This window comes from Corynebacterium sp. S5S1, assembly GCF_001913985.1.
GTDB lineage: Bacteria > Actinomycetota > Actinomycetes > Mycobacteriales > Mycobacteriaceae > Corynebacterium > Corynebacterium marquesiae.
This window is the reverse complement of sequence record NZ_MKXT01000008.1, coordinates 1-25,353: the sequence shown is the minus strand read 5'-3', so window position 1 is coordinate 25,353 and position 25,353 is coordinate 1. Positions and strand designations below refer to the sequence as shown.

Here is a 25,353-nt window from a genome sequence, read left to right as displayed (position 1 = left end):
GGTATTATCGCACGGCCTGGCCAATCCAGTACCAACTTGGCCCCGCAATAAATTCTTCTACCCCCTCAAAGAGGGTGCGCACATGCGATAACGACCGTTGCCGCTAGCAACATTGCAGGACCATGCGGGCTCTCCTTCTGCCCACTGCACGCCGACCACATAAGCGTCAGAAGGGACGCGCTGCCGCTTGCTGCTACCACACCCATAAACCCAGCCACATGCCCCACCAGCATTCCCAGGGGCCAGGCGAGTTTGATGTCGCCTCCACCCACGCCTGCATGGGCCAGCCCCAGCACGAGGTAGATCCCCGGCCACCACAGCCCACTCCAATTGGCCACGACAAGCGACAGCACCGCAGCTGGAAGCGTCAGCCAGTCTGGCAATCGGCGCTGCCGAACATCCCACCAGCACAGGGCTGCTGCCCACAAACAATAGATAATTCCCCCGACTATTAGCACGGGGATCACACTAAAGCACGCGGTGAGCAAACGCTGGGCGCCTTTGTCTACATGGCGAATTCTGCAGCTTCTACTGCCCGGGATTTGCAGGCCGCGCTTGCCGACGCCCCTCTACTTAGTCGTCTGCGACCGCTTCTGCAGCTCCTGGTTCAATGCCTTCAGCATCTCTTCCCGCGGGGCCGCCACCCCGGTAAATTGCTCGAACTGGCTAAATGCTTGGTGCGCGAGCATGACATGCCCGCCGACGGTCTTGTACCCATTGGCCGCCGCGCACATGGTCAGTGGAGTGGGCCAAGGATCATAAATGACGTCCAGCACCGGTGCGTGGGCAATGGCAAAGACATAGTCTTCCACCGCCGCGGCTGGAACGGTGGACACAATGACATCAACAGTGCGAGCCAGCGCGGATAAGTCCCCGTCGAAACTGACAAAGGAAAGTTCCAGCCCTAGGTTCTGGGCGAGCGGCAAAAGTTCGGAGCTGCGGTCGGAACGGTTGAGGACCGTAACCTTTTTCACCCCGCGCTCAGCTAGCGCCCACAACGCGGGACGAGCGGTGCCCCCAGCGCCAATAAGCAGCGCATCAGCTGCTGGATTATCCCCCAGAAGTTCGCCGAGTGCACCGCGTACGCCCTCGGTATCGGTATTATCTGCACACCAACCATCGGCCCTGCGCACCAAGGTGTTTGCCGAGCCAATCAGCTGGGCACGGTCACTTACGGTATCCGCGAAGCGGAGGGCGGCAAACTTGGCAGGCATGGTCACGGAGAAACCAACAAACTCTGAGTCGCTTGCCGCCACCAGTTCCGGAAGCCCCTCCGCCGATGTTTCACAGCGGGTGTAGTCCCAACCGGCCAGCCCGGCGGCCTCGTAGCCAGCATTGTGAAGCACCGGAGACAAGGAGTGCTCGATGGGGCTACCAAGGACAGCTGCACGTGGCATGGTGTTCTACCTCTTTGTGGTCGTCGTGGCTCTACTGGGCGGGCTGCTCGGCAGCGGCGTCACCGTTGCCGGAACCAGCGCCCTCGCCTTCGCGCTTGGAGTCAAGCACGCCGGAGCGGATGGCGTCATCGACGCGGCCCAAATGCTCATCGTAAGTATCGGAGAAGACGGTGGTGCCCTCCTGGTCCACGGTGACGAAGAACTTCCAGTTGCCCTCAGCCGGCTCTTCCATAGCCTTGATTGCATCGTCCGAAGGAGAAGCAATCGGGGTATCCGGCAGGCCTTCCTTCGCATAGGTATTCCACGGGGTCTTCTCCCCACGGGCCTCATCGGTGGTGGCCAGCTCAACGTCTTCCAAGCCGTAGTTCACGGTGGAGTCAAACTCCAGGCGCATTGGCTCATCCAAGCGGTTGAGGATAACGCGGGCAACCTTGTCGAACTCGCCCGCAGGCGCCTCGCGCTCCACCAAGGAAGCGGAGGTGAGCAGCTCATAAGGGCTCAAGCCGATAGCCTGGGCGCGTTCTTCAATATTGGTTTCGTTGTAACGCTTGGTGGAGCGGGTGATGAGATCCTTGAGGATATCCTTGGCCTCCATATTGGGGTCCAAGACGTACTGGCCTGGCGCGATAAGGCCCTCAATGCGCTTGGGGTCATTGCCGCGCTTATTAATAGCGTCCAAGGCCCACTGCGGTGCGCCCAGCTCGGCTGGGTCGGTTTCGGCGGCAACCTTTTCCAGGTCCTCCTTCTTCAGGCAGTTGTCATCGTTGCAGCTGACCTCAGAAATCAGGGAGTAAATGCCGTAGCGGACGTCTCCGCCCACAACCTTGACGTCCTCCAAGGTGGCACCACCTTGCACCTCGAGCATGTCCACGCGGTTATTCTCATCCAGCAATGCCTCGACCGCTGCGTCTGCGCTCATTTCTTCCTGCAGACGGTAGAAACCCGGCTGGATTTGGCTCGCACTGTGGTTCATCGACGCAGCAGAATCGAAAGCGTCTTTCGTCTTCACCACATTCTTTTCTACCAATGCAGGTCCGAGCTCGGACATGGACGAGCCTTCCGGCACCTCCACCAGCTGGGTGGTACCGTTGCCGGTTCCTTCATAATCGGCGGAGGTATTGCCGAGGCGGAATCCGATGTAGATAAGGGCGCCAAGGATAACGATGATGGACGCAATGACAACGGCAATGCCGCGCTGGCGGCGCTTGACGTATTTCGGCTCCATCGATCGGCCAAGGCGTTCTTGGTTACGGCTCACGTGTTTTAGTCTCCTGAGTCTGAAGGCTGGTCTATTGCAGCATAGGAGCGTAGCGCGCTCGCGCGCCCATCTAACCAAGTCTGCAATATCTCCACCGCTGCTGCTTGGTCGATGACTTTACGGCCCTTCTTCTCGGACACGCCGGACGCGCGCAGCGCGGTGGTTGCTGCCACGGTAGTCAGACGCTCATCAGCCAAACGTATTGGTGGTGGAACTTTATCTATATTTGCATCTCGATTCAACCGACGGCGGATGCGAAACGCAATTTCTTTAGCATGTTTTACGCTTTTGGACCCATTTCCCTGCAAGTCCCGCGGCAACCCTACGATGACCTCAACTGCATCGTAGGAATCAATGAGTTCCAAGATGCGGTCAATATCGCCCTTATCGCGATCCTTGAACCCGGTTTCCCGGTGCACGGTCTCCACTGGAGTGGCAAGCGTGGCTTCCCTATTGGACACTGCCACGCCAATACGTACCGTACCGACATCGAGTGCGATCCGGCGGCCCTGCCCCGGGTCATCAACTCCCGGGGTATCTGGTTCCACTTTTGCCACGGTCGAATTCCTATAGGGACTCGAGCATGTCCTTGACGGCTGCAAAGCCGCGCTCAGCACCGGCTGCAGTAGAACCAGAGCCCTGAGCCATATCCGGCTTACCGCCGCCACGACCGTCGACGTACTGGCCAAACTGCTTCACAATGTCCCCGGACTTCACGCCGCGTCCAACGGCCTTGTCCGTAGCCGCCGCGATGAACGGGAACTTGCCCTTATCCTCGGCGCCCAAGACGATAACGGCTTCTTCCTCGCGCAGGCGGTTGCGCAGGTCCGTAGCAACGGTGCGCAGGTCCCCGCCGGTGGTGCCTTCCGGCAAGGTCAGAGCAATGACCTTGAATCCATTGATGTCCTTGGCTGCGCTGACGAACTCGGTGGCACGCGCAGCCAGCTGTTGCTTGCGCAGGGTTTCAATTTCCTTCTCCGCTGCCTTGAGCTTTTCAGACAGCTGCGCGATGCGATCCGGCAAATCCTCGGTCTGCACCTTGAGCTCGCGGGACACGCCTTCTACCAAGGCAGTTTCCTTGGAGTAGTAACGGAAGGCATCCAAACCGGAGTAGGCCTCGATGCGGCGAGCACCAGAGCCAACGGAGGACTCACCCAGCACGGATACCGGTCCGATTTCAGCGGAGGAACCAACGTGGGTACCGCCGCAGAGCTCGATGGAGAACGGTCCGCCGATTTCTACTACGCGGACTTCCTTGCCGTAGTTCTCACCGAATAGTGCCATAGCTCCCATGGCCTTGGCCTCCTCCAGGGAGGTCTCAATGGTGTTGACCGCAAAATTGGAATCGATTGCCTGGTTGGTAATCAAAGCGATCTCCTCCAGCTGTGCCTGACTGAGCTGCTCGGTGTAGTTGAAGTCAAAGCGCAGGTAGCCTGGGCGGTTCATGGAGCCGGCCTGGACGGCGGTGGGGCCAAGCACCTGGCGCAGTGCGGCGTGAATGAGGTGCGTAGCAGAGTGTGCCTGGGTAGCACCGTGGCGCCACTGCTCGTCGACGGCCGCTTCAACGGACATACCCAAGTCAAGGCCGCCAGCGGTAACCGTGGCCTTGTGTACCCACAGCTTCTTGCCAATCTTTTGAACGTCGTTGACCTCCAGCAAAGACTCACCGGCCATAATGCGGCCGCGGTCTGCCATCTGGCCGCCCGCTTCGGCGTACAGCGGGGTGTGGTCCAAGATGACCTCAACCTGCTCGCCCTCGTGCACCTGGTCGACCTTTTCGCCGCCGCGGACGAGGCCGATCACGCGGGCGTCGGAAGTAAGCTCCTCAAAGCCGGTGAAGACGGTGGGGTTATTGTCTACCCAGTCGCGGTAGAGAGAAAGGTCGGTGTGGCCGTGCTTCTTGGCCTGGTTATCGGCCTTGGCGCGGCGGCGCTGCTCGCCCATGGCGTCGTTAAAGCCATCCATGTCGACCTCAAGGCCGGCTTCCTGGGCCATCTCCAAGGTCAAGTCGATGGGGAAACCGTAGGTATCGTGCAGCTCAAAGGCCTTCTCACCCGGTAGCACCTTTGCGGTCTTCGCGCGGGAAGTGGACTTGAGTTCCTGGACGGCATCATCGAAGAGGCGGGTGCCGGACTCGAGAGTCTTCAGGAAGGCCTTTTCCTCATTCACGGCAACGCGCAGGATGCGCTCGCGGTTGTCCGCAATCTCCGGGTAAGACGGGGTCATGGTGTCCATGACCGTATTCATGAAGCGCTCCATAGTCGCGCCCTTAGCGCCCAGCAGCTTGGCGGAACGGATAATGCGACGCAGCAGGCGGCGCAGGATATACCCGCGGCCCTCATTGCCAGGGGTCACGCCATCCAGGATGAGCATCATGCCGGTACGGGAATGGTCAGCTACCACGCGGAAGCGGATGTTGTCTTCGTGGGAGGCGTTATCGCCATAAGTGGCACCGGTAAGCTCCTCGGCTACGTCAATAACTGGGCGCAGCAGGTCCGTTTCATAGACATTGTCTACGTCCTGCAAAATGCAGGCCACGCGCTCGATGCCCAGGCCGGTATCGATGTTCTTTTTGGGCAGCTCGCCGACGATCTCAAAGTTGCCCTTGCCAATGCCCTCGCCGCGCTCATTTTGCATGAAGACCAGATTCCAGATCTCCATGTAACGGTTGTCATCGGCAATCGGGCCGCCGTCCTTGCCGTACTCCGGACCGCGGTCATAATAAATCTCGGAGCACGGGCCACAGGGCCCAGGGATACCCATGGACCAGTAGTTGTCCTCCATGCCGAGGCGCTGAATGCGCTCTTCTGGAACACCGATCTTGTCGCGCCAAATTTCGGCGGCCTCATCATCATCCAGGTAAACCGTGACCCACAAGCGCTCTGGGTCTAGGCCAAAGCCGCCCTCATCAACGGAGCCGGTAAGCAAGGTCCACGCATTGGTGATGGCGCCTTCCTTGAAGTACTGGCCAAAGGAGAAGTTGCCGGCCATCTGGAAGAAGGTGTTGTGGCGGGTGGTAATACCCACCTCATCAATGTCTAAGGTACGTACGCACTTTTGGATGGAAGTGGCAAGGCCCTTGGCAAAGGGCGGGTTCTGCTGGCCCAAGAAATAGGGCTTAAACGGAACCATGCCGGCATTAACGAAAAGCAGGTTAGGGTCATCCAGGATCAGCGAGGCGCTTGGTACTGCCTCGTGACCAGAATTGACGAAGTGCTGGGTAAACCGTTCCCGGATCTCATGAGTCTTCACGAGCAACAATCCTAACTGTCTGAGCTTTCATCTTCTATCAAGAAGTTTCTAACCCGCCCAACTCTACCCTTCGCTGCACAGCGATTTCCCATCGGTGGGGATCAGCGAGGCCGGCGAGCGTTTTTGCCTGGGCCGCGCTTGCCACGAATAATGCTGCGCAAGCGGCCAATATAGTCATAAACTCGCTTCTCAGACCCGTGATCGGTGGGTTCATAGTACACAGAGCCCTCCAGCTCATCGGGCAGGTACTGCTGCTCCACTACGCCGCGGGGATCATCGTGGGGGTAGACATAGCCCACGGCATTTCCCATCCGCTTGGCGCCCTCATAGTGCCCATCGCGCAGATGCGGTGGCACGTGGCCCACCTTGCCAGCGGCTACATCGGTTTGCGCTTGCGTGATGGCAGAAATGACCGAGGGCGATTTTGGCGCGGTGGCCAGGTGGATGGTGGCTTGCGCGAGCGGGATTCGGGCTTCTGGCATGCCGATAAGCTGAGCGGCTTCAGCCGCCGCCACGGCCACCTGGAGCGCGGTCGGATCAGCCATGCCGATGTCCTCAGAGGCGTGCACAATGAGCCGCCGGGCAATAAAGCGCGGATCCTCCCCGGCCTCTACCATACGGGCGAGATAATGCAGCGCGGCATCCACGTCGGAGCCGCGGATGGACTTAATAAAGGCAGAAACCACGTCATAGTGTTGGTCGCCGTCGCGGTCGTAGCGCACCACTGCCTTATTGACGTTGTCCGTGACCGTTTGTGGGGTAATTTTCCCGCCAGCGTCAACCGCTTCGGCCGCGGCCTCAAGATAGGTCAGCGTACGCCGCGCATCGCCGCCGGCGAGGAGTACCAACTGGTCCAAGGCTTCATCGGTGATTCGAATGTTGCGCTCACCTAGGCCACGGTCGCTTTCGAGCGCACGCTTCGCGACGCCTCTCAGGTCATCATCGCTTAGCGAATGCAACTGCAACAGCAGCGAACGCGACAAAAGCGGCGCGACGACGGAGAAGGAAGGGTTTTCCGTAGTTGCCGCTACGAGCAATACCGTGCGATTTTCCACGGCTGCGAGGAGTGCGTCCTGCTGGGTTTTGGAAAAGCGGTGCACCTCATCAATAAAGAGCACGGTCCGCCGGCCTTGAATGAGCTCTTGCCGGGCGTGGGTGATGACCTCGCGGACCTGCTTGACGCCCGAATCGAGGGCGGAGAGGCCCACGAAGTTCTGCCCCATTTGGCTGGCGATGAGCGAGGCAATGGTGGTCTTGCCGGTGCCCGGCGGCCCGTACAAGATGACGGAGGCCTCGCCTGAGCCTTCCACGAGGCGACGCAATGGCTTTCCGGGGGCCAAGAGATGGTCTTGCCCAACCACTTCATCTAGGTTTTGGGGACGCATGCGCGCCGCCAGTGGGGACCCGGCGTGGGTGGCGAAAAGGTTCTTCCCGGGCAGCGGCGACGCGCTGCGCTCCGAAGTGGGCCCGCCAAATAATGAGTCTTGAGACACTGGAAAGCTACCTCCTATAAGGGTGCGGGCACACCGTGATTGTCTATTCGTCGTCCAAGCGGCGCGCAATGGCGCTGCCAAATTCTGCGATGGGCGCGCAGGCGGGTCCATCGCAGCGCGCGGCATATCGGGATAGCGCCTCAAAGGTTTCATAGAGGTCGCGGCGCACAAGCAATTCATCTTCCGTAAACGGGCTGTGGTCGGCCGGACGCAAAATGGAGCGCTGCGGATCATGGACGACCTCGGCTTCTCCCCTGGCTAGGGCAACCAGCCCTTCGATGCCGCCGGCGTGCATCGTGGTCACGCTCGATAGCGCCCAGCCAATGAGCGACGCCACGATAAGGCCGTGGATTTCTTCCGCATTAGAAAATAGCGGCCACACCTCAGATACGGCACGAGACCAAGCAGAGATGAAGATATCTGCCTCTTCATCCGTGATCGGCTTGGAGAAAAGAAACTGCGGGAATCCGGCGATAACGCAGGCTACGTCGAAGCCAACATTGCGGAATCCTGCCCATTCATAGTCCAAGAAGTGCAGGCGATGAGACACAATGATGTTATCCGGCGAAAGGTCGAAGGGAGTAAATGCCCGGTCCTTGCCGGATGCCAGAGATCGAGCGGCTTGACCCGCTAGCTCCCGGAAGCTGGCCGGTGCCTCAAGCCCGGCTTTATCCAGCAAGTCGAGGCCGATGCCAATGGAGCGCTCCAGCGCCTCATCGCGCACAGACTGGTGCGGGGCCAAGTCCGGATTCTTGCGCAGCATCCTATTGAGCAGGGTTTCATAATCTTGCTCGTGGCCCGCGGTTCCAGCGTGCATGTGCCCCAACGCACTGCCTAGCGAGCGCAATACCTGCACGCGGTCATCATCGGTGGACTGTACAAGGACGTCGGCAAGCGTTTCGCCCTCACCCAAGTCCGTCAACACAATAATGCGCTGCTCCAGATCGTGGGCAAGAAGCACGGGGCCGGGCCGCACGTCCTCAGATAACGCGGTGGTGAATTGATAAGCCACAACCTCGCGCAGCATCGCAGCATCATCGACAGCATAGCCGGTAACCGGGTTGTACTTAATAACTACCGAGCGGTGCGGCAGGAAGGCTCCAGGGGCAATCCTGGCGCGCAGAACCATTGCATTGCCGGAACCGTCCAAGCGCTCCACGTTCGACATCTCCGGGGTGCCACCAAAACGGCGCGACAACATCTCCGAGGCGGCTTTGATGACATCCTCGGGTGATAGCACAGCTTCGTTATCAACCATAGTTCTATCCAGTATGCCCCCTCACACCAAAGCGGGGTCACAAGTTCGCCCGCAGCGAAATTGCCGCGACCAACGATGTGCCCCGCACGGTGTGTCTTAAAGGCTGAGGATTAAGCTACCCGCTTACTTCTCCTCAGCGGTCTCTACCGCAGTGGAACCGGCCTTGTCCTGTTCCTTCTTCTTTTCTGGTTTGTAGTCTACGCCGGTCTCCTTACGCTGTGCGGCTGGGATTGCCGCTGGGGCGTCGGTAAGCGGATCCACGCCACCTCCGGACTTCGGGAACGCAATAACGTCGCGGATGGAGTCGAAACCGCCCAACAGGGAGACGATGCGGTCCCAGCCGAAGGCGATGCCGCCGTGTGGTGGGGCGCCGTACTGGAAAGCATCGAGCAGGAAGCCGAACTTCTCCTGAGCCTCCTCGTCACCGATTCCCATGACATCGAAGACGCGCTTCTGCACGTCCTCCTGGTGGATACGGATGGAGCCGCCGCCAATCTCGTTGCCGTTGCAGACAATGTCATAGGCGTACGCCAGCGCCTCGCCCGGGTTCTGGTCAAAATTGTCCAGGTACTCCGGCTTCGGGGAGGTAAAGGCGTGGTGAACCGCGGTCCACTTGGAGTGGCCCAGTGCGACGTCGCCAGAAGCGGTCGCATCAGCGGAAGGTTCAAAAAGCGGAGCGTCTACAACCCAGGTAAAGGCCCAGTCGCCTTCCTTGATAAGGTCTAGCTTCTTTGCAATCTCGCCCCGTGCAGCGCCCAAGAGGGCGCGGGAAGACTTGGTGTCACCGGCGGCAAAGAAGATGGCGTCGCCCGGCTTAGCGCCGACGTGCTCTGCAATGCCCTCGCGCTCGGCGTCGGTAATGTTCTTAGCCACCGGACCGCCCAAGGTGCCGTCCTCGCCCACGGTGATGTAGGCCAGACCCTTGGCGCCACGCTGCTTTGCCCAATCCTGCCAAGCATCGAACTGGCGGCGCGGCTGGGAGGCGCCGCCTTCCATAACCACGGCGCCGACGTATTCGTTCTGGAAGACGCGGAAGGTGGTGTCCTTGAAGAACTCGGTGCACTCCACAATCTTGATGTCAAAGCGCAGGTCCGGTTTATCGGAACCGTAGTACTTCATCGCATCGGCGTAGGTCATGCGCGGGATCGGAGTCTTGATCTCGTAGCCGATGAGCTTCCACAGCTCGGTGACGATCTCTTCCGCCAAGGCGATGACATCGTCCTGGTCTACGAAGGACATCTCCACGTCCAGCTGGGTAAACTCCGGCTGGCGGTCAGCGCGGAAGTCCTCATCGCGGTAGCAACGCGCGATCTGGTAATAGCGCTCCATGCCGGAGACCATGAGCAGCTGCTTGAAAAGCTGCGGGGACTGCGGCAGTGCATACCAGGTGCCTGGCTTCAAACGCGCTGGAACCAGGAAGTCGCGTGCGCCCTCCGGGGTGGAACGAGTCAGGGTTGGAGTCTCGATCTCTGCAAAATCATGCGAATCCAGTACCTTGCGGGCCGCGCGGTTGGCAGCAGAACGAAGCCGCAGCGCCTGTGCCTGGCGCTCGCGGCGCAGGTCCAGGTAGCGGTACTTCAGACGAGTCTCCTCGCCTACCTCACCTGAGGTGGAAGGATCATCAATCTGGAATGGCAGCGCTGCGGACTTATTCAGAACCTCAAGATCCGCGACGTTGACCTCAATCTCACCGGACGGCAGGTTGGGGTTTTCCGAGCCTTCTGGGCGAGGCTCCACGGTACCGGTGACCTTAACGCAGTATTCGGAACGCAGGTCGTGGGCGCGCTCCGCCACGTCAGATTCACGGAAGACAACCTGAGCGATGCCGGAGCGATCGCGCAGGTCAATGAAGATCACACCACCGTGATCGCGGCGGCGGGAAACCCAACCGGTTAGGGTGACGGTCTCTCCTGCGAGTTCTTTGCGGAGCTCACCTGCTAAGTGGGTACGCAGCACTGATGTTCAATCCCTTCTAAAAATTGTGTCACTTGCGGGTCCCGCCACGCGTAAACAGCGCGCGCCAAACCAAGCACAAGACTAGGAACGCGCACAATTCTACATCCCTACCGGTACGCGGAGCGCAGTAAGGTAGGCGCTAGCTAACCTCTAAGACCGCACAAGAGCCACCGTTTCCCTGCTTCAGTCTCTTTCCAGCAAGCTTCATCCTGTGTATGAGGGGGCCATGTGGCACTATTTAGGCATGACTTTTAGATCAGGTGCCGATTTCGGCGGCAAAGAAGCGCGTTCGGGTGGCGGTGGCGGTGGCATCGCCATTGGCGGTGGCGTCGGCTCAATTGTTCTAGTAGGCCTTTTCCTCCTTATGGGCGGCAATCCCTCAGACTTGCGAGCGATTCTGGGCAGCGAGCAGACCCAATCTGACGATGCTGCACAGGGCGAAAGCCCCGAATGCGAAACTGCAGAAGATGGCAACACCAAGGACGAATGCCTCGTAGAGTTCACCGGTCGCAGCGTGGATAACGTCTGGTCCAAGGTCTTGCCGGAACAGGCAGATATCCAATACACCGAACCGGAGCGCGTGGTCTTCCACGGCAGCGTTAATACCGGCTGTGGCGCCGCGACTTCATCTACTGGCCCCTTCTACTGCCCGCGCGACGAGTCCGCCTATTTCGACACCGCGTTCTTTGATTCCCTGCGCAACTTCGGCGCGGATAATGCTCCTTTGGCCCGCATGTACATCGTGGCGCACGAGTTCGGCCACCACATTCAAAACCTTGAGGGCACCCTCGGCCTGTCGGACTATAACGACCCAGGCGCCGATTCCAACGCGGTAAAGATCGAGCTGCAGGCTGACTGCTACGCAGGCCTGTGGGCTTCCTATGCCGATAAGGGTGATAACCCCTTGCTTGAGCCAATCACCAAAGAACAGGTCTCGGACGCCGTCGCGGCCGCCCAGGCGGTGGGCGATGACAATATCCAGCGCCGCTCCGGCGGCCAGGTCGAGCCCGATTCCTGGACGCATGGTTCTTCCGAACAGCGTGAGAAGGCATTCCTTGCTGGATATAACTCTGGCAAGATGTCCCAGTGCGACACCCTTGAGCGCGGCGCCTACCGCGGCTAATACTCACAACGTGGCTGTCACCAAGAGCGGCGGCCACTATGTTCGCGAATAGCCACATTGCTTTCACGAACTCCACATCTTGAGTTCACTTTCCCGAAACCTAGGACCTTTAGTCTGAGCGTGCATTCTCTACATAAGAATTTCCTTTGAGAATCCCCTTAACCACGCTGACAAGCGCGGCCATACCCCTCGTGCACGCTTTCCTGAAAGGTTCTTCCTGTGTCTACCCCTACCACCCAGATGACGGACATTGAGGCCGTCAATGGCAAGGGCAACGACTGGATTTGGCACGCCATCTTTGGCAGCCTTACCGCCGTTACCCTCATCGGCTTTATGGTCTGGGGCCACGACTACGTCGACGGCTCTAAGCCCATTCTCCTTGGCACCGCCATTCTCTTCGCCCTTTTCATGGCCTTCAATATTGGCGGCAATGACGTCGCCAATTCCTTCGGTACCTCCGTAGGCGCCGGAACGCTGTCTATGAAGCAGGCCCTCGTTGTCGCCGCCATCTTCGAGGTTTCTGGCGCCATCCTCGCCGGCGGCGAAGTTACCGATACCGTACGCTCTGGCATCGTCGACCTTGACGCCATCGATGGGCTAGACCCCATGGAGTTCGTCTACATCATGATGGCGTCCCTCTTGGGTGCGGCCATCTGGCTCCTTGTTGCCACCCGTATGGGTTGGCCAGTATCTACCACCCACTCCATCGTCGGCGGCATCGTCGGCGCTGCGCTCGCGGTCGGCTTTGTCACCGGCAAGGGCGGCTGGAACATGGTGCAGTGGGGCGAGATTGGCACCATTGCCATGTCGTGGGTACTCTCCCCTGTCCTCGGCGGTCTCGCCGCGTTTATCCTGTTCAAATGGATTAAGACCTCAATCTTGGTCTACAACGAGGAAGCGGACCAAAAACTGCGCGAAATCAAGACCCGTCGCGCGGAGCTGCGCCAAGAGCACAAGTCTCGCTTTTCTCGCCTCAATGAGATCCAGCAGATTAGCTACACCAACGCCATGGCCCGGGACGCCGCCTTGGTGGCGGAAGAAGACTTCGATCCGGATCAGCTGGAATCTGAGTACTACCGCGATCTGTATAACCTCAACAAGGACATGGATGATGTCAAGGCTCACCGCGCCCTGGAGAGCTGGGTACCGGTACTAGCCGCCATTGGTGCCATCATCATTTCCGCCATGGTGATGTTCAAGGGTCTCAAGCACACCGGACTCGATTTCAGCGTTCTTCAGAACCTCTTGGTCATGGGCATGGTTGGCGCCGTGGTGTGGATGGCCGTCTTCATTTTCGCCCGCTCCCTGAAAAAGAAGTCGCTGGCTAAGTCCACCTTCCTTCTCTTTTCTTGGATGCAGGTATTTACCGCTTCGGCCTTCGCCTTCTCCCACGGTTCCAACGACATTGCCAATGCCATTGGCCCTTTCGCTGCGGTTATTGACGTCCTCAAGACCGGCCAAGTAAACGATGAGGCTGCCGTGCCGGTTGCCGTCATGATTGCCATGGGCGTTGCCCTGATTTCTGGCTTGTGGTTCATCGGCCGCTTCGTGATTCAGACCGTGGGCTCAGGCCTTACCCAAATGCACCCTTCCTCCGGCTTTGCTGCTGAGCTTGCCGCCGCCGCTGTGGTGATGGGTTCATCGATCTTGGGCCTTCCGGTTTCTTCCACCCACATCCTCATCGGCGCCGTGTTGGGCGTGGGCATTGTCAACAAGGCAGCTAATTGGAACCTGATGAAGCCTATCGCCTTGGCGTGGGTTATTACGCTCCCAGCCGCCGCAGTCATCGCCGCCATTACCGTGTCTGTACTGCGCGTAGTCTTCTAACGGCAGTCCCTCTCGGTTCAGCCTCGGCAAGCTCGCCACATCCGCTAGTCTCACCGACCATTGCGCCGGGGCTAGCGGGTTTTCCATTGGGTAGCTTGGACAAACACCCTGCTTGGCGACGCCCTCTTCTCTACACTGGCCCATATGACCGCGCACCGAGCTACCGCATTCCTGGCTGCATTCAACGACATAGAACAACACTTGCGCTCAGCTCTCAACGCTGAGAACTCAGATTCTTTCTGGTGGATCGTAGACAAGGCACGAGACAAGCACGTACTTTCCAGTAAGCAAGCCGAAGCGCTCAAAGATTTTTCTAACCTACGCAATGCCATTGCCCACGGTCGCTACTACAAATCAGAGCCCATTGCAGAACCGAACGAGGCCGTGGTTAAGCAGATTTCCGCTCTCCGAGACATAGTGGTTTCCCCGCCCGACACCCTCCACGTCTTGCAGCCACAAAAGGTATTCACCTTGACGTCTGCCACATCAATCATGGAGGCATTTAACGTCATAAAGGATAAGGACTTTTCCCAAATCCCTATCTACGATGAAGGCCGCTTCACCGCTTTGTTAACCACCAACACTATTGCGCGATGGGTAGCAAGAGACCTCAGCGATAATCACGTGCTCGATGCCGCGGACATCGCAGACATTGTGGAATACAAAGAACCCAGTGATCGCGCTATCTTTCTTGCCCGCGCAGTAAGCGTGCAAGAGACGGTGGATGCTCTTTCAGAAACCGATAGCCAAGGGCACCGCCCTTGCGCAGCGGTCATCACAGAACACGGCAAAGTCAATGAGAGACCCCTGCGCCTCGTTGCACCGGCCGATCTACCAGCTCTTTTTGATGCCCTAGAATGGGAATAATTCTCCCGCAGCCGGCTTCTCTTGCAGCCGGCACTGCGTCTATCTTCACTCCTGTGCACCGCATAGAAAGGCAACCATGCAATTCGGCATCTTCACTATCGGGGATCTCACTACTGACCCCATCTCAGGAAAGACACCCACTGAGGCTGAACGCATCCGCAATCTAACGGAAATTGCCCTCAAAGCCGAAGAGGTTGGCCTTGACGTCTTTGCCACCGGTGAGCACCACAACCCACCCTTCGTACCGTCCTCTCCTACAACGCACCTGGCTTATATCGCCGCGCAGACGGAGCGCTTGCATCTATCTACTGCCACCACGCTGATTACTACCAATGACCCGGTAAAGATCGCGGAGGACTACGCCTTTCTGCAGCACCTTGCTAACGGCCGCGTAGACCTCATGCTCGGCCGCGGAAATACCGGCCCAGTCTATCCCTGGTTTGGCAAAGACATCCAGCAGGGCATTCCTTTGGCTATTGAGAACTATCACCTGCTGCGCAGGCTCTGGCGCGAGCCCGTTGTTAACTGGCAAGGAAAGTTCCGCGCGGGACTAGAGGGGTTTACCGCTACTCCGGCACCGCTGGATGGAATTCCGCCGTTTGTCTGGCACGGCTCCATTCGTTCACCGCAAATCGCTGAACAAGCGGCATACTACGGCGATGGCTTCTTCCACAACAATATCTTCTGGAATAAGGAGCACACCGCTCAGTTGGTGGATCTCTACCGCCGTCGCTTTGCAAGCTATGGCCATGGTCAAGCGGACCAAGCAATCGTCGGACTTGGTGGCCAAGTCTTCATTGGCGAAACCGAACAAGAAGCTAAAGACTTCTTCCGCCCCTACTTCGACAACGCCCCAGTCTATGGCCACGGGCCAAGCCTCGAGGACTACACGGCGCAGACTCCACTGACCGTTGGCACCGTGGAGCAGGTAATTGAAAAGAGCCTCAGCTTTGCGGACTGGGCCGGTGACTACCAGCGTCAGCTATTCCTCATCGATCACGCGGGACTTCCACAAGAAGTAGTTCTCAAACAAATAGAAATCCTCGGCACGCAGGTTGTCCCCGAGCTGCGACGCCGCTTTGAGCAGCGCCGTCCGAGCCACGTACCTTCTGATCCGCCGACGCACGCAAGCTTGCTCTCTGAGCCTAAACCTTCACACCTTCAAGTCAGCCCAGGAAAGGAGAACTAGTTATGCGCTCCCTCCTCGTTATCTCAGCTGGCCTATCGCAGCCGTCTTCTTCTCGCAGGCTGGCAGACATGCTCGCAGAAGCCACGCGCGCCAAAATCTCTGCGCGCGGTGAAGGAGCCCAAATCGATGTCATTGAGGTTCGCGATCTCGCTTTCGAATTAGCTACCGCCATAACCGATCAAACTGCGCAAACGCCCCTTTTGGCTAGAGCCAAGCAGCAAGTTGCCGATGCCGATGGCCTGATCGCCGTCACCCCTGTATTCCAAGGCAGCTATTCGGGCCTTTTCAAGATGTTCTTTGACACCTTGGAGCCCCATGGCCTCGACAACCTACCCACCATCATCGCAGCTACGGCTGGTTCTTCACGCCATGCCCTCATTTTGGACTACGCACTGCGCCCGCTATTTAACCAGCTCCACGCAAACGTCGTGCCGACGGGCGTGTTTCAGGCCACAGAAGATCTATGCATTCCGGAAGGTGAGCGCATTGCTGCCCGCATTGAGCGCTCTGCCATCCAGCTGGCTGACCAGATAGTTGTCCCGCAGGACAGGGTGCCCGGAATTGCCGGCGATCTCACCGGGCTGGGAGGCCGCTCCACCGTCCGGCTAGCAAAGGAGAACTTCATCCCCCTTGACAAGCTCCTGAATGGGTACGGCAAATAAGCCACAACGCTAGCAGTGCTACGCATAGACGGCGATTGATAGAAGGTGTGACTTTCGCTACCTTGGTCATATAAAATCTGCCTCTACCCTTTGGGTCCAGCTTCGACCGCAATAGCGGCACAGCAAGCACCCGATAGCTATCCCTTCAGAAAGGTTCGGCACAGCTTAATTATGACAATTAGCGTCACGGACATCTTCTCCATCGGCATTGGCCCTTCCTCTTCGCACACCGTCGGCCCCATGCGCGCGGCTAGGCAATTCCTCGATTCCTTAGAGACGCACCCAGCTAAGGTCTATACGGAGTTGCGCGGCTCGCTTTCCGCCACTGGCCGTGGCCACGCTTCCGATCGCGCCGTCATCCTTGGGCTCGCCGGCTGGGATCCGCTGAGCGTGCCTATCGACGCCGAACCTCACGCGGGCGGCTTTATCCCTAGCGAGGGAACCATTTCTGGTCCCCGGGGCACGGTGGACTATGAAATCGTCTTTGATAATGAACCGCTGCCCCAGCACCCGAATGGCATGATTTTTAGCGCCTGGGATGACAGCGGCAACCTCCTAGCAGAGAAGGAAGAGTACTTCTCTGTCGGCGGCGGCTTTATTCTCTCCCGCGCCGAGCTCGATGCGGAAGTCGCCGAAAGCAATGAGGTTCCTGCCGGCGTAGCCGCCGCCCATGTAGATGACTCCGTTCCTTATAAGTTCACCACGGGCGAAGAATTGCTCAACCTCTGCGAGGCTCATGACAAAGCAATTTGGGAGCTCGTCCTTGCCAACGAGGAGGCCTTGCACCGCGATGAAGGCGGAGCGGAATACGTTCTGCGCCACCTTGATTTGGTCTGGGACATCATGCGCGAATGTGTGACCGAGGGTATTTCCACCAAGGGCCTTCTTCCAGGTGGCCTGCGTGTGGCACGCCGTGCCCCGAAGATGTATGCCCAGTTGCTAGAAAACCAAGACGATACCAGCTGCGGTTTCTCCGCCATGGAGTGGGTTAACCTGTACGCCTTGGCGGTTAATGAGCAAAACGCTGCCGGTGGCCGCGTCATTACCGCACCTACCAACGGCGCGTGCGGCATCATTCCAGCGGTACTGCATTATGCGCGCGATTTCCGCGCAGACTTCACCCGTTCCACTGCCCGTCGGTACCTATTGACCGCCGGTGCCATTGGCATGATTATCAAGGAAAACGCGTCCATCTCCGGAGCCGAGGTTGGCTGCCAAGGCGAGGTGGGTTCCGCCTCCGCTATGGCCGCCGCAGGCATGGCTGAGCTGCTGGGAGCAGCCCCGGCCCAGGTGGAAAACGCCGCGGAGATTGCTTTGGAGCATAATTTGGGCCTTACCTGCGACCCAGTGGGCGGATTGGTACAAATTCCGTGTATTGAGCGCAATGCCATCGGCGCGGTAAAGTCCATCAACGCCGCGCGCATGGCCAAAATGGGAGAAGGCACTCACCACGTGACCTTGGATAATGCAGTACAAACCATGGCTGAAACCGGCCGCGATATGCTCTCTAAGTACAAGGAGACCTCCCTCGGCGGATTGGCCAAGACCATGGGCTTTAGCGTTTCGCAGGTAGAGTGCTAAAAAGGACTCCATGCGCGCAGATGCTCTTCACCGCCGCACCACCATTATCGCTGCGGCCTGCCAGCTCTTTCGTACCCACGGCGATAATGTCGCTTTGGAAAAAGTAGCTACACAGGCTGGCGTAAGTGTGGCTACGGTCTACCGCAATTTCCCCAACCGCGCGAGCCTTATCCGCGCGTGCGCGGAATATATGGGTCATGCCTTTGCCAAGTTTCAACAGCGCCTCATCGCGGACTTTGAAAACTCCACGCATTCTGGAGAAGACTACGTCCGGACCTACGCCACCCATATCCTGACCATGGGACTAGACACACTCATTCCTGCGTTCGTCCCTCAGGATTTGGACTCTCTTAGCCCTGAATTAACCGCCCAGCGCGACCTCCTAGAGCGCAACGGCCGACGGTTTATTGAGCTAGGCCAAGAACAAGGCGAGATTGGCCCCGGGGTCACCCACCTCCAATTCATTGTGGGACTGCTAAGCCTGGCGCGACCCCGCGAGGTTGATATTGAGGCCAACCAGCCGGATATTCAGGAAAAGATAATTGACCTCTTTCTGGCGGGCATAAAAAGTGGGCACCGCGCCTAAGCGCGATGCCCACCGGCCAAAGAAATCTATGCCTCGACGTGCATTTCCCGAGCAAGTACGGATACTAGGTCAGAAACCTTTACGTCGTGCTGCTCATGGGCGGCAAGGTCCTTGAGCGCAACCGTGCCATTTTCTAGCTCCTGCTCACCCAAGACCAGCGCGAAGCGTGCACCGGCGCGGTCGGCGCCCTTCATCGCGCCCTTCAGGCCGCGGTCTCCAAAGGACATATCCGCAGAGATTCCGGCCTTGCGGAGGTCATTGATCAGAGTGCTCATGGTGCGCTTGGCGGCAGCACCCAGTGCAACGCCAAAGACGTCCACGCGGGACTCTACGCGATCCAGGGTAATGCCCTCAGCCTCCAGCGCCAGCAGGGCGCGGTCGACACCCAGACCGTAGCCGATGCCAGACAGGTCTTGGCCTCCTAGCTGGGCCATCAGCCCGTCGTAGCGGCCACCGCCGCCGATGCCGGACTGAGCACCAAGTCCGTCATGGACGAACTCGAAGCAGGTCTTGGTGTAGTAGTCCAAGCCACGGACCATGCGTGGATTAATCTCGTAGGCTACGCCCATATCGTCCAGCATGCCGGTAACGGTTTCAAAGTGCTCACGGCATTCGTCATTGAGGTGGTCGAGCATCAAGGGGGCGTCGGCAAGCTGCTCCTGGACTTCCGGGCGCTTGTCATCCAGTACGCGCAAAGGATTGATCTCTGCGCGGTGGCGGGTTTCTTCATCCAAGTTGAGCTTAAAGAGGAATTCCTGCAGCTTCTCACGGTAAGCCGGGCGGCAATTGCGATCGCCCAAGCTGGTGAGCTCAAGGCGGAAGCCGCTAAGCCCCAGCGCGCGGAAGGAGCGATCCGCCAAAGCGATGACCTCGGCGTCTAGCGCAGGATCGTCCACGCCAATAGCTTCTACACCGACTTGCTGTAGCTGGCGGTAGCGGCCAGCCTGGGGACGCTCATAGCGGAAGAAAGGGCCAAAATAGTTGAGCTTCACGGGCAGCTGGCCGCGGTCCAGATTGTGCTCGATGACCGAGCGCATTACGCCGGCGGTACCTTCCGGACGCAAAGTTACGGAGCGGTCGCCGCGATCAGCAAAGGTGTACATCTCTTTTGACACCACATCGGTGGACTCGCCCACGCCACGGGCAAAGAGCGCGGTGTCTTCGAAAATCGGCAGCTCGATGTGCTGGAAGCCGGAGAGATGTGCCTGCTCCACCATGGTCTGACGCACCTTATAGAATGCGGACGACTGCGGCGGGAAATAGTCTGGGACACCTTTGGGGGCGGACAGGGCTTGGAACTGCTTCTTATTACTCACGGGTATTACAGTACCTCCCTCAATGTTGCGAAGAAGGGATTGGTCGCCCTCTCCTTGCGCATGGTGGTGGTGGGACCGTGGCCGGGCAGAATGTCTAGGTTGTCTGCCAAACTCCACACCGGGCCGGCAAGAGATTTTTGCATGGCATTAGGGTCCGAGTGAGGTAAGTCGGTGCGTCCAATGGCGCCGGCAAAGAGCACGTCACCGGTGAGGGCAAAGTCCTCGGAGACAATCATCACGCATCCCGGCGAGTGCCCAGGCGCGTGTTTGAGCTCAAAGGTATGACCGATAAGCTCCACGGTTTCGCCGTCAGGGAGCTCGCGGAGGTCGGAGATGGGGGTCATATGGGCGGCGTCGAAAAGCTCTTGCGCCTGGGGGGAGACTCCTTCGCCGCTGTCGAGCATAAACTTGTCAGCGGGATGAATATAGACAGGGATGTCGAGCTCTGCCGCCAGGGTGCCGGCATCCCGGGTGTGGTCAATGTGGCCGTGGGTGAGCACGATGGCCTCATAGTCCAAGTCATGCTCAAGGACTTTTCCCGCTGCATCCATGCCGGGATCGACTATGAAGGCGCGGCGGCCTTCCGCAATTACATAGGTATTCGTCTGAAACGGACCGCCAGTAAAACCGTAAATTTCCATACCCACTACCCTAGCTGCCCACATGAAAAAGAGCCGGTCTCCCCCATCTTCTGGATGAGTAGAGGCCGGCAACCGCCTGAAGGCTTAGCGCATAATATCCCAAACCTTGTCGTAATCAAGCTGGGTTACAACGCCTGGAACCATTTGGGTGTGGATCACCTTGTGGTTTTCATCAGCCACCACCACGGAGCGGGCAAGCAGGCCTTCCAGGACGGAATCGCGCACAGTCACGCCGAACTTCTCACCAAAGTCAGAGCGAAATGCGGAGGCAGCGATGACATCATCAATACCGTCAGCCGCGCAAAAGCGCTTGAGGGTAAAGGGCAAATCGAGAGAAACGGAAAGAAGCTTAGTGTTATCTAGCTGCGAAACCTGCTCATGAAAACGGCGCAGCTGATCTTGACAGACAGGGGTTTCGATAGAGGGCAAGATGGAAATAACAAGGCGCGTGCCCGCAAAAGTCTCATTGGTAATCTGACGCAGGTCGGTACCGATAAGTTCAAATTCGGGCAGCGGGTCTCCCACTGCGGGAAGTTCACCAACGGTGGGCGTTGGCAGATCGGAGAAATCTGGTTCAGCCATAGAAACCAGAGTACTTATGATTGGGCTTAAAAGCTATTAACTTGCCCTATTTTCATGCCGACGCCCTCACGAGAGTATCCAACCGCTAGAATCGGTCAGGTTGAATCATGCCACCGATAATCGCTAGAAAGGTTGACTCCCGGTGCCAAATAATCAAAAGCGCGGCGAAGAGGCGCTGAGCAAGCTCGAGCGCGAGCTGAAATCCCGCGAACGCAAGCAAAAGGCACGCCCGCTCGGCGTTGTTGCCGCCTCCCTCGTAGTAATTCTCGCCCTCGTCGGCGGAATCTACTTCTTGTCCACCCGCGAAGGCGACGATGAAAACGTACAGGCTGAGGAGTCTTCCGCAGCTGAGACCTCGCAGGAAACCCCACAGGCGCAGCCCATCGCTGACAAGCGCGCTAAGGCCCTGCCGGATACTGTGACCTGTAAGTATGAGGACAACGGGCAAGAATCCAACGGCGCAAAGAAGCCGAACGGCAAGGATATTTCCACCAAGGGCACCGTCACCGTTTCCTTTGAAACCAACCAGGGCACCATTGAGATGGAAATGGACCGCGCCAAGGCGCCATGTACCACCAACGCTATTTCTGAGCTGGCCAAGTCGGGCTACTACGACGACACCGTCTGCCACCGTATGACCTCAGGCGGACTCAACGTACTGCAGTGTGGCGACCCAACCGGTTCCGGTTCCGGCGGTCCTGGTTTCAGCTTCCCCGATGAGTACCCCATCGACGAGGTGGACGAGAAGGACGCACAGAACCCTGTTGTCTACCCGCGCGGCTCCGTCGCCATGGCCAACAGCGGCCCGGACACCAATGGTTCCCAGTTCTTCCTCAACTACGACGATTCTGAGCTGGCCCCGAGCTACACCTACTTCGCCACCATCACCGACAAGGGCATGAAGACGATGGATAAGATTGCCAAGAACGGCGTCGAAGGCGGCCAGCCAGATGGCAAGCCAGCAAAGGAAGTCAAGATTAAGAAGGCAACCGTCAAGGCTTAAGCGGCGGAAAAGCCCTGCTTGGCGACGCCCCCCCTTTGCCCCACCGCACCACACCCTCTAACGGGGGCGGGCACAAAGCCCCGGCCATTCACCACACATTCCGTAGATGAATGCGCCGGGGCTTATCCTTTCCTTAAATTATGCTGAGCCCGATTATGAGGGTTAAGCTGCAGAAACAGGAGAACACTAAAATTCCTCTAGATCACAAGAATCACAGTAGTAAACACGCAGCACACAGCGGGCTTTCAGCTAGTTCAGCCAATGAGCAAAAACCTGCCGATACTGTTGCGGAAGCCTGTCAGCCTGTCTAGTATTTGAAACGTCTTTGAACACACCAAGCTTGTTAGGAATCAAAAAATGAAGCTTTTCTCCCGCAAGGCACTTGTTGCTGGCGCAACCGCTCTGTCCATGACCTTTGCTGGCACCACTGTAGCTACCGCTGCTGAGCCAACCACTGCTACCGAGTCCGTAGAGGCTAAGCCGGCAAGCACCCCGACCAAGACCAAGCCGTCTGAGGAGCCAAAGGAAGGCTCTTCCATCAAGGACTTGGATCCAAATGAAATCAAGGCTTGGATTGGCGTATTCACCGCCGTCATCGGCGCTCTGGGCACCCTGTTCGCATTCGCAAACAAGTACCTCGACCTGCCTTTCGGCACCAAGTAAGGTCATCGCTTCATAGCGATTCTTAAGCCGCTGCATTCCAATAGGGAGTGCAGCGGCTTTTTCATAGGCTTTTGAGCAATCGGAAGTATTGCCCGACGCTTGTTTTCCAGGTCTAGAGACTCATCTAGGACTCTTTGGCGTCCTCAATGTACTCGGCCCCTACGAGATCCTTGAAAAGCTCTGGGTCGATTATTTGACCGACCCTGATGACAGAGATATGACCCGTGGGCTCAAGGATCATAATCTGGACGTCCTGCATGCGGCTAATGCCTGCCTTGCGGGCAGCAGAATAAATATCTGACTTAGTAATATGTGCCAGGGTTAAGTTCTCCTCAACCATCTTCCCGCGAAAGACTAGGAGAACTGGGCGCCGGTCAAGAAAGCGAGTCCACTTCACCACTTTGCGGATAGTACCAAACGCGGCCTCTAGAGCCATCAGGGTAGTCAAGCCGATGACGCCGGCGGCCAGGGTCGGTGGATTACCCACAATGACACGGCCTGCAACCGCGCCAAACATAATGATGATGATGGCATCTGAGGCCGTCATAGAGGTAAGGACGCGAGAGCCAAATACCTTCACCAAAATCATGAAGGATAGGTAGATACCCAAAGTCGCCAGCACGACAACGGGAATACGGTGCCATTCAATACCCAGCTGATAAGTAATCTCGCGCAGGAAGAGTTCTAGAGTATCCACGACTGCTTAGGTTACCCGGCAGCCGCGAGGTATACAGAAAAGGCGGAGCGTCACTCCCCCGTTCAGGAAGAGCCGCTCCGCCTAGTGCTGTGCTGTCCTAGATGTGGAACTGCTTGCGCAGGTCCTCAATCATCTTGCGAGCTGGGGCAGGAAGAATCTGCGGGTTCATGCCCACAACCGCAACGCCAGCTACCAGCGCTACAACGATGGCAAATACTGCGCCGCCCACGGAAGAGCCGTTGGAGGACAAGGAAGAGCCCTTTGGCGCAGGCTTAGCTCCCGGCTCTTCGGAGCCCTCGCCGCTTACCTCGAGTGGCAAAGTTGCCTTAGTTCCGGCGTCGGTGGTGATTTCTAGGTTCTGGGTACCGCTCAGGTTCTCTGGAACGGTGAGCTTTACCGTTGCGCGACCGCGCTCACCAAATTGCGCATCGCCTTCTTGCGCAGCGTTGTCGATGTCGACGGTCTGCTCAGCCTCGCCCAACTTGACGGTTGCCTTCTTGGCCATCGGTTCGCCCTCGGTGGAGTAATTAAGGCTAGATAGATTGACGGTGATTTCTTCACCCGGCTTCACGTCACCCTCAATGTGTGCACCGATCTGGCCCTGGCCCGTGCGGATCTCCGATTCACCCGACTTGATGTAGTCAATCATGGCCTGAGTGTCCATGTATCCCACATCGTTTTTGTCCTTGATGGAACCAGCGTTGAAGTAGCCGTCACCGCCGGCTTCTTCGTCACTGGAAGCAAGGAACGAAGACAGCGCGATGGAATAATCCTTCTTCGGGTCAATCTGTTCACCGTTGATGGTCACGGACTTTACCCGCTCGCCCTTGCCAGCCTTCTGGTCGTAGACAACCTGAACATTATTAGAAAGGCCCATGGCCAGGCGTGGACGGCTGCCTTCCTGCCACTGGTTGTCCAAAGCATTGATGAACTCCTCGCCGGAAATTTTTGCGGTAATCACGGAGTTGCCAAACGGCTGCACCTCAAAGATGTCCTTGTAGGTAACGTCACCACCCTTCAAGTCGGCCCGCACACCACCGGCGTTCATCACACCGATCTCGATATCCTTGCCTACCTGCTTGCTCATGGCATAGCGTTGGCCTTCTGCGATGAAGTTATTGAGGGTGGATTCTACGCCACGGTTGGAGCCTGCCTCTGCGCCTTCGTCAGAGCCACGGAACAGGTCCTGCTTGACGGTTCCTGCAGTCTTAGAGCCTTCTACCTCGGCTTCCTTTTGTGCCTTCTCAACGACGTCCGCAATCTCGGCGTCCGGCCCAACATCGGCAGCATCCGTAGCATCGTACTGGCTGAGCTTGATTTCGGTTACCTTCTTGGCGGACTTGTCAAAGGTAATGTCGACGTCGTTGAGCAACTTGCCATACTCATGACCCTGCGCCCACTGCAATGGAAGGGCACCTTCGCGCGGGATTTCGCCCTTGGTGCGCTGGTGAGTATCGCCACCGAAGAGCACGTCTACGTCTTTATTGAAGCCCTCGGCATATTCTTGGGCATCCTCGTGGAAGAGCGCGACGACGACGTCCGCCTTGCCAGATTCCTTCAGGCGGGTGGCCTCTTCATTCGTTGCCTTTACTGGGTCCGTGAAGGTAACGCCCGGGATCTTCGCCGCGGATACCTTGTACTTGGTATTTTCCGTCACGGTTCCGACATAGCCCACCTTGACGCCGTCCACCTCTTCAACGTGAGAAGGCTTGAGCAAGGGTTGGCCATCCTTAAGCACGTTTGCACCCAGGATGGGGTACGTGGAGCTCAGCTGAATGCGCTCGGTGAGATCCTCGGTGCCCTTATCGAACTCGTGGTTGCCCACCGCTGACACCTTCATGCCCATCTTATTGAGAGCCTCAAGGGTGTACTTGTCATCAGAAATTGCAGATACGAAGGCGGAGCTGTCGATTTGGGGTAGTTGGTACCGCGAGTCTGCGTAGTTGGTACCGGTGTTCCACGTACCCGGTACTGCAAGGGGTTTTCTTTCATAGTTGATGTT

At 58.0% G+C, this 25,353-nt stretch carries 22 protein-coding genes; 9 read left to right on the top strand and 13 right to left on the bottom strand.

The window, feature by feature from the left end:
• Positions 1-65: 65 nt before the first annotated feature.
• From BKN05_RS04690 to aspS, 8 genes are all read right to left on the bottom strand, one after another.
• Positions 66-458: an A24 family peptidase gene (locus BKN05_RS04690; RefSeq protein WP_286688094.1), complete on the bottom strand. Its 393-nt coding sequence runs from the start codon at positions 456-458 to the stop codon at positions 66-68.
• Between the two features lie 111 nt (positions 459-569).
• The gene (locus tag BKN05_RS04685; RefSeq protein WP_286688071.1) at positions 570-1,397 is read right to left on the bottom strand and encodes a shikimate dehydrogenase; all 828 of its coding nucleotides are present in this window, start codon (positions 1,395-1,397) and stop codon (positions 570-572) included.
• Positions 1,398-1,428: 31 nt separating this feature from the next.
• Positions 1,429-2,622, bottom strand: a complete 1,194-nt coding sequence (gene mltG / locus BKN05_RS04680) for an endolytic transglycosylase MltG (RefSeq protein ID WP_286688093.1) — start codon at positions 2,620-2,622, stop codon at positions 1,429-1,431.
• A gap of 38 nt (positions 2,623-2,660) precedes the next feature.
• Entirely contained in the window at positions 2,661-3,212 is a 552-nt protein-coding gene (gene ruvX / locus BKN05_RS04675) for a Holliday junction resolvase RuvX (RefSeq protein WP_225746891.1), read from the bottom strand.
• Positions 3,213-3,222: 10 nt separating this feature from the next.
• A complete protein-coding gene (gene alaS, locus BKN05_RS04670; protein WP_198493135.1) occupies positions 3,223-5,907 on the bottom strand; it encodes an alanine--tRNA ligase in 2,685 nt (894 codons plus the stop codon).
• Between the two features lie 101 nt (positions 5,908-6,008).
• Positions 6,009-7,400: a replication-associated recombination protein A gene (locus BKN05_RS04665; protein WP_286688070.1), complete on the bottom strand. Its 1,392-nt coding sequence runs from the start codon at positions 7,398-7,400 to the stop codon at positions 6,009-6,011.
• 43 nt (positions 7,401-7,443) lie between these two features.
• Positions 7,444-8,658 carry a protein kinase family protein gene (locus BKN05_RS04660; RefSeq protein ID WP_286688069.1) on the bottom strand — a complete coding sequence of 405 codons (1,215 nt, stop codon included), beginning with the start codon at positions 8,656-8,658 and terminating at the stop codon, positions 7,444-7,446.
• Positions 8,659-8,781: 123 nt separating this feature from the next.
• Positions 8,782-10,614, bottom strand: a complete 1,833-nt coding sequence (gene aspS / locus BKN05_RS04655; protein ID WP_286688068.1) for an aspartate--tRNA ligase — start codon at positions 10,612-10,614, stop codon at positions 8,782-8,784.
• 244 nt (positions 10,615-10,858) lie between these two features.
• On the opposite strand from aspS, the gene ypfJ reads away from it, so the two are divergent.
• From ypfJ to BKN05_RS04620, 7 genes are all read left to right on the top strand, one after another.
• Positions 10,859-11,737, top strand: coding sequence for a KPN_02809 family neutral zinc metallopeptidase (ypfJ, locus tag BKN05_RS04650; protein WP_049378285.1), 879 nt, complete (start codon positions 10,859-10,861; stop codon positions 11,735-11,737).
• Positions 11,738-11,977: 240 nt separating this feature from the next.
• On the top strand, positions 11,978-13,564 hold the full coding sequence (locus BKN05_RS04645; protein WP_286688092.1) for an inorganic phosphate transporter: 1,587 nt from the start codon (positions 11,978-11,980) through the stop codon (positions 13,562-13,564).
• Between the two features lie 144 nt (positions 13,565-13,708).
• A complete protein-coding gene (locus BKN05_RS04640) occupies positions 13,709-14,431 on the top strand; it encodes a CBS domain-containing protein (RefSeq protein WP_286688067.1) in 723 nt (240 codons plus the stop codon).
• A gap of 76 nt (positions 14,432-14,507) precedes the next feature.
• Entirely contained in the window at positions 14,508-15,620 is a 1,113-nt protein-coding gene (locus tag BKN05_RS04635; RefSeq protein ID WP_198493141.1) for an LLM class flavin-dependent oxidoreductase, read from the top strand.
• Positions 15,621-15,622: 2 nt separating this feature from the next.
• On the top strand, positions 15,623-16,282 hold the full coding sequence (locus BKN05_RS04630; RefSeq protein ID WP_286688066.1) for an FMN reductase: 660 nt from the start codon (positions 15,623-15,625) through the stop codon (positions 16,280-16,282).
• A 171-nt stretch (positions 16,283-16,453) separates the two neighbouring features.
• Positions 16,454-17,863 carry an L-serine ammonia-lyase gene (locus tag BKN05_RS04625; protein ID WP_286688065.1) on the top strand — a complete coding sequence of 470 codons (1,410 nt, stop codon included), beginning with the start codon at positions 16,454-16,456 and terminating at the stop codon, positions 17,861-17,863.
• A gap of 10 nt (positions 17,864-17,873) precedes the next feature.
• A complete protein-coding gene (locus BKN05_RS04620; protein ID WP_198493144.1) occupies positions 17,874-18,449 on the top strand; it encodes a TetR/AcrR family transcriptional regulator in 576 nt (191 codons plus the stop codon).
• Positions 18,450-18,475: 26 nt separating this feature from the next.
• Here the strand turns inward: BKN05_RS04620 and hisS are convergent, their stop codons facing one another.
• The 3 genes from hisS to tpx all read right to left on the bottom strand — a co-directional run bounded on the left by hisS (position 18,476) and on the right by tpx (position 20,988).
• Entirely contained in the window at positions 18,476-19,765 is a 1,290-nt protein-coding gene (gene hisS / locus BKN05_RS04615; protein WP_198493145.1) for a histidine--tRNA ligase, read from the bottom strand.
• Between the two features lie 5 nt (positions 19,766-19,770).
• Positions 19,771-20,406 carry an MBL fold metallo-hydrolase gene (locus tag BKN05_RS04610; RefSeq protein WP_286688064.1) on the bottom strand — a complete coding sequence of 212 codons (636 nt, stop codon included), beginning with the start codon at positions 20,404-20,406 and terminating at the stop codon, positions 19,771-19,773.
• Positions 20,407-20,490: 84 nt separating this feature from the next.
• On the bottom strand, positions 20,491-20,988 hold the full coding sequence (gene tpx, locus BKN05_RS04605) for a thiol peroxidase (protein ID WP_198493146.1): 498 nt from the start codon (positions 20,986-20,988) through the stop codon (positions 20,491-20,493).
• A 142-nt stretch (positions 20,989-21,130) separates the two neighbouring features.
• Here tpx and BKN05_RS04600 point away from each other — a divergent pair, with 142 nt between their 5' ends.
• Positions 21,131-21,991 (top strand): peptidylprolyl isomerase, encoded by an 861-nt coding sequence (locus tag BKN05_RS04600; RefSeq protein WP_198493147.1) that lies wholly within the window; start codon positions 21,131-21,133, stop codon positions 21,989-21,991.
• Positions 21,992-22,348: 357 nt separating this feature from the next.
• Complete coding sequence (locus tag BKN05_RS04595) at positions 22,349-22,654, top strand: hypothetical protein (RefSeq protein WP_049378256.1); 306 nt, start codon at positions 22,349-22,351, stop codon at positions 22,652-22,654.
• A 124-nt stretch (positions 22,655-22,778) separates the two neighbouring features.
• Here BKN05_RS04595 and BKN05_RS04590 read toward each other — a convergent pair whose 3' ends face one another.
• Positions 22,779-23,351, bottom strand: coding sequence for a DUF421 domain-containing protein (locus BKN05_RS04590; RefSeq protein WP_198493148.1), 573 nt, complete (start codon positions 23,349-23,351; stop codon positions 22,779-22,781).
• A 97-nt stretch (positions 23,352-23,448) separates the two neighbouring features.
• On the bottom strand, positions 23,449-25,353 hold a 1,905-nt coding region (locus BKN05_RS04585), incomplete at its 5' end, for a bifunctional metallophosphatase/5'-nucleotidase (protein ID WP_286688063.1).

Bases quoted from the DNA above. Each gene is read 5' to 3' on its own strand.
- BKN05_RS04625 (WP_286688065.1), top strand. From the start codon at position 16,454: ATGACAATTAGCGTCACGGACATCTTCTCCATCGGCATTGGCCCTTCC.
- BKN05_RS04660 (WP_286688069.1), bottom strand. From the start codon at position 8,658: ATGGTTGATAACGAAGCTGTGCTATCACCCGAGGATGTCATCAAAGCC.
- BKN05_RS04595 (WP_049378256.1), top strand. From the start codon at position 22,349: ATGAAGCTTTTCTCCCGCAAGGCACTTGTTGCTGGCGCAACCGCTCTG.
- BKN05_RS04610 (WP_286688064.1), bottom strand. From the start codon at position 20,406: ATGGAAATTTACGGTTTTACTGGCGGTCCGTTTCAGACGAATACCTAT.
- BKN05_RS04640 (WP_286688067.1), top strand. From the start codon at position 13,709: ATGACCGCGCACCGAGCTACCGCATTCCTGGCTGCATTCAACGACATA.
- BKN05_RS04645 (WP_286688092.1), top strand. From the start codon at position 11,978: ATGACGGACATTGAGGCCGTCAATGGCAAGGGCAACGACTGGATTTGG.
- BKN05_RS04685 (WP_286688071.1), bottom strand. From the start codon at position 1,397: ATGCCACGTGCAGCTGTCCTTGGTAGCCCCATCGAGCACTCCTTGTCT.
- mltG (WP_286688093.1), bottom strand. From the start codon at position 2,622: ATGGAGCCGAAATACGTCAAGCGCCGCCAGCGCGGCATTGCCGTTGTC.
- BKN05_RS04635 (WP_198493141.1), top strand. From the start codon at position 14,508: ATGCAATTCGGCATCTTCACTATCGGGGATCTCACTACTGACCCCATC.
- tpx (WP_198493146.1), bottom strand. From the start codon at position 20,988: ATGGCTGAACCAGATTTCTCCGATCTGCCAACGCCCACCGTTGGTGAA.
- BKN05_RS04620 (WP_198493144.1), top strand. From the start codon at position 17,874: ATGCGCGCAGATGCTCTTCACCGCCGCACCACCATTATCGCTGCGGCC.
- ypfJ (WP_049378285.1), top strand. From the start codon at position 10,859: ATGACTTTTAGATCAGGTGCCGATTTCGGCGGCAAAGAAGCGCGTTCG.
- BKN05_RS04630 (WP_286688066.1), top strand. From the start codon at position 15,623: ATGCGCTCCCTCCTCGTTATCTCAGCTGGCCTATCGCAGCCGTCTTCT.